The sequence below is a fragment of the bacterium genome (assembly GCA_037147175.1).
Lineage (GTDB): Bacteria > Cyanobacteriota > Vampirovibrionia > Gastranaerophilales > UBA9971 > UBA9971.
In genome coordinates this window covers 1-3,824 of the sequence record JBAWVS010000097.1, presented here as the reverse complement: position 1 = coordinate 3,824, position 3,824 = coordinate 1, and the positions used below count along the sequence as shown (strand labels likewise).

General features: G+C 37.0%; 7 protein-coding genes. All 7 read left to right on the top strand.

The annotated features are described in order from the left end of the window. The coding region (locus WCG23_13145; GenBank protein ID MEI8390817.1) for a major capsid protein at window positions 1-569 on the top strand (569 nt) is incomplete at its 5' end. Between the two features lie 61 nt (window positions 570-630). After that, on the top strand, window positions 631-1,140 hold the full coding sequence (locus tag WCG23_13140) for a hypothetical protein (protein ID MEI8390816.1): 510 nt from the start codon (window positions 631-633) through the stop codon (window positions 1,138-1,140). Between the two features lie 3 nt (window positions 1,141-1,143). Continuing rightward, entirely contained in the window at window positions 1,144-1,482 is a 339-nt protein-coding gene (locus WCG23_13135) for a capsid cement protein (protein ID MEI8390815.1), read from the top strand. Beyond that, window positions 1,483-1,920, top strand: coding sequence for a DUF1320 domain-containing protein (locus tag WCG23_13130; protein ID MEI8390814.1), 438 nt, complete (start codon window positions 1,483-1,485; stop codon window positions 1,918-1,920). It begins immediately after the preceding gene. A 6-nt stretch (window positions 1,921-1,926) separates the two neighbouring features. Further along, entirely contained in the window at window positions 1,927-2,337 is a 411-nt protein-coding gene (locus WCG23_13125) for a Gp37 family protein (protein MEI8390813.1), read from the top strand. A gap of 44 nt (window positions 2,338-2,381) precedes the next feature. Beyond that, window positions 2,382-3,608 carry a phage tail sheath subtilisin-like domain-containing protein gene (locus WCG23_13120; protein MEI8390812.1) on the top strand — a complete coding sequence of 409 codons (1,227 nt, stop codon included), beginning with the start codon at window positions 2,382-2,384 and terminating at the stop codon, window positions 3,606-3,608. Beyond that, entirely contained in the window at window positions 3,605-3,802 is a 198-nt protein-coding gene (locus WCG23_13115) for a hypothetical protein (GenBank protein ID MEI8390811.1), read from the top strand. The genes WCG23_13120 and WCG23_13115 overlap by 4 nt, the downstream gene beginning before the upstream one ends. Window positions 3,803-3,824: the final 22 nt, after the last annotated feature.

The following is a 3,824-nucleotide window of genomic DNA, read 5'->3' as shown; positions in this document are numbered from 1 at the left end:
AGGAAAAACTTTGCGCTGAATTGGCGCAAAATCCTAATAATTATCCTACAGGCAGTAAAGTCGTACTTTCCGGCACATCTAAATTTTCTGACAAGGTTAATTGCGACCCCGTAGAAATAATAGAAACAGCCAAAGATGCTATTGCCGGCAAAATTGCACAAGATCCGAACACTATGGTTATCGGTCATGAAGCTTGGAAAGAATTAAAAAGAAATGAAAAACTCCGTAAATTAATAAGCGACAGTCAAAACAAGATTGTCACTGTTAATTTCCTCAAAGAAATATTTGAAATACCGAATATAGTAATCGGCAGAAGCGTTTTTGTTGACGGAGCAGGAAATTTTACAAAAGTATGGGGAGATAATGTCATCCTTGCTTATGTTCCTCAATTAAGTTCAAGAACAGAGTATGACCCGTCTTTTGCATATTTAATCAAAAAGAAAAACTCTCTTAACATTGACGAGTACCAACGTGAAGGCAACAAAGTCAGGTATATCAGGGCTACGGATATTTACACACCGTTTATGGTCGGAGCCGATGCAGGATATTTAATTTCCGATACCAACTAAACAAATTATTGCAAATATTTTAAATAAATTTTGAGTTACATAAAAATATAGGAGGCAAAAAATGCCCACTTACAAAATCAAAGGTACAGATATTTTTCACAGTGAAAAACTGTATCCGAACGGTTCAACTATTGAACTAAGAAAAGTAGATGCAGAAAGGCTTGCAGACTATTTGGAATTTATTAAAGAAGATCCTGAAATTCCTGCTGAAGAATTAAAAAAAGAAAAGGAAAAACAGGAAAAAGAAGCGGCTAATAACAAATCTGCTGCTCAAACTACGGTTCAGGTAACAAATTTAGCTCCAACTGTTCAGCAAGCAAATACTATTCCTGTAAAGCAAAATAACTATAACAGGACAAAAGACCGCAGTAACAGACAGCAATACCAGCAGATTAACAGGCAAAATCAGGACAAAAGAAATCAAACATTTTCAACTCCTGCTACTCAAGCTGTACCTGCAAAAATTGAAACCAAAGCAGAGACACCAGTCGTGCAGACTGCACAAACGGTCGAAGTAACTCCTGAAAAAACTGCACAAATTACTCCACCTCCAAACATGAGGGCTTCATAGATTATGGCAGAAAGATTATACAAACCACTTTTAATTGACACTCTAAAAGCAGCGGTAAACATCGAGAAGCAAAGATTTATAGGCTTTGACGGAAATTATTGCGGAGCAAACGCTAAAGCTTACGGTGTTTCAGATGTCGAAATTGAAGCAGAACAATATGCTCCCGTTGCTTTATTCGGAATTTTGCTAGTTAAAACAGCAGGTGCAATTACAGCAGGAACTCGTGTCGCATCAGATGCAAACGGCTACGCCGTAGCTTATTCAACAGGAGAATCAAACGGTTATGCTCTCGATACTGCAGTAGGAGCAGGTGAAATTATACGAATAATCAGGGGAATTTAAATGTACTGCACTCTTTATGACATAAAACAGCAAGTTTCTGAAAACACTTTGATTGAAATTACTGACGATATTCAAGCAAATGAAATCAATATTGAAATTGTCGATGAAGCAATTGTGTATTCGCAAACCCTGATTGACGGTTATTTAAGAGGCAGATACACTCTTCCTTTAACAACTATTCCAGTATTAATAAAAATTATTGCGGCAGATTTAACTGTTTTCAGGCTTTATTCAAGAAGATTTCATACTGATATGCCTGAATCAATTAATGATAAATACAAAAATTCCATAAAACTGCTGGAACAGATTCAAAAAGGTATCATTTCTCTTGGAATTGAAGTACCTGCTTCACCTCCCGAACGTGGAGAATATATGACAAACAAAACTTCAAGTGACAGGATTTTCACAAAATCTTTTATTAACAAATTTTACAGGTAACGAAATATGACTATTAACGAGATAGAAAATGAAATAATTGAGCGAATTAAAAGCAAAATCGCTGATTTGCACATAGAAGGCTTTCCTGAAAAACCGTCAGAGTTTAGATTAACCCATCCGACAGGCGCAATACTGGTTCACTATCAGGGCGGAAGTTACTCGGATTCAAAAAGTGTCGGCTGTATTTATCAGGACAAAAAACTTGAATTTTCTATCACCGTAGTTACAAGAAATCTCAGAAACCACAATGGTTCATATTTCTACCTTGATAAGGTCAGGCAGATTTTAACAGGTTTCAGACCTCTTGTTTGTTCTAAAATGCAGCCTGTAAAAGAAGATTTTATCTCTGAAAACAACGGAATCTGGCAGTATTCGATAAATTTTAGTTTAACAACACCAACAATAGAAGAAACATAGCTTACAAAAAATAAAATACTTTTAAAATACGGAGGCAAAAACCTATGCCTGCAAACTTTTTGCACGGAGTTGAAACGATAGAAATCAAAAAAGGTGTTCGTACGATTAGGACGGTAAAAACGGCTGTTATCGGTCTTGTCGGAACTGCACCGATTGATACAGTCGCAGCAGACTACAAAACAATAAACCAGCCGGTTTTAATAACTAATGAAACAGATGCCGCTTTGTATTTCGGTGAAGCAACAAGCGGATTTACTGTTCCTGCTGCACTTAATGCAATTTTTGATCAGGGTGCAGGAATTGTAATAGTGGTGAATGTATATGACCCTGCAACTCATGAAACAATTTCCGAGGTTCAGACTTCTGATATTGTCGGGACTGTTACAGCTCAAGGCAAAAGAACAGGCTTAAAAGCCCTTAAAGATTCGTATTCACTTTTTGGCTTCTATCCAAAAACAATTATTGTCCCAAAATATTGTGAAGATACAGCAGTTGCAACTGAAATAAATGCGGTTGCAGGAAACATCAGAGCAATAGGATTAATAGACGCTCCTGTCGGAACAACACCCTCTCAAGCAATAACCGGCAGGGGTGCATCAGGAACTATTAACTTTAATTTTTCTTCTGACAGGTTGGTTTTATGCTATCCGCAATTAAAAGTTTATGACACTGCAAGCAACACAACAAAACTGGAACCTTATTCCCAAAGGCTCGCAGGGGTCATCGCATCTAAGGACATAGAGAAGGGTTATCACTGGTCACCATCAAATACTGAAATCAAAGGAATTATTGGCGTTGAAAGAAACCTGACGTCTGTGATTAACGATTCTACCAGCGAAGTTAATCTTTTAAACGAAGCTGGAATCTTAACAATCTTTAATTCCTTCGGTTCAGGCTTTAGAACGTGGGGAAACAGAAACTCTGCTTATCCGACCAATACCGACCCCACTAATTTTATCAATATTAGAAGAACCGCCGATATTATTCACGAAAGTGTCGAATATTCGATGCTCCAATTTATTGATTATCCGATAGACAACGGACTTATCGATTCAATTTGCGAGAGCGTTAATGCCTTTATTCGCACGCTTATCGGAAGAGGAGCTTTGATAGACGGTAAATGCAAATTTAATTCTGCAAAAAATCCCCCAACAGAAATCGCAAACGGACATTTAACTTTTGACATTGAGTTTATGCCGCCTACTCCTGCTGAAAGAATAACATTCGAAAGCTTTATAAATATTGAATTATTAAGGAGTTTACAGCAATGAAATTGGAATTTACTCAACTCAGAGTTATGAAAGTTCATTTGGAAAGTCTTGATTTATGCTGCGATTGTTCAAAAAAAGACATATGTCCGCTAATAACCAAACTAAGAGATAAAATAGCTGTTCTGACACACGAAAGCATAAGAATTGACGAGTGCGATCTTTACAGCAAAAGGAGGAATAAATGTCGAAAATAAAGATTAACAGGCTCACAAACGC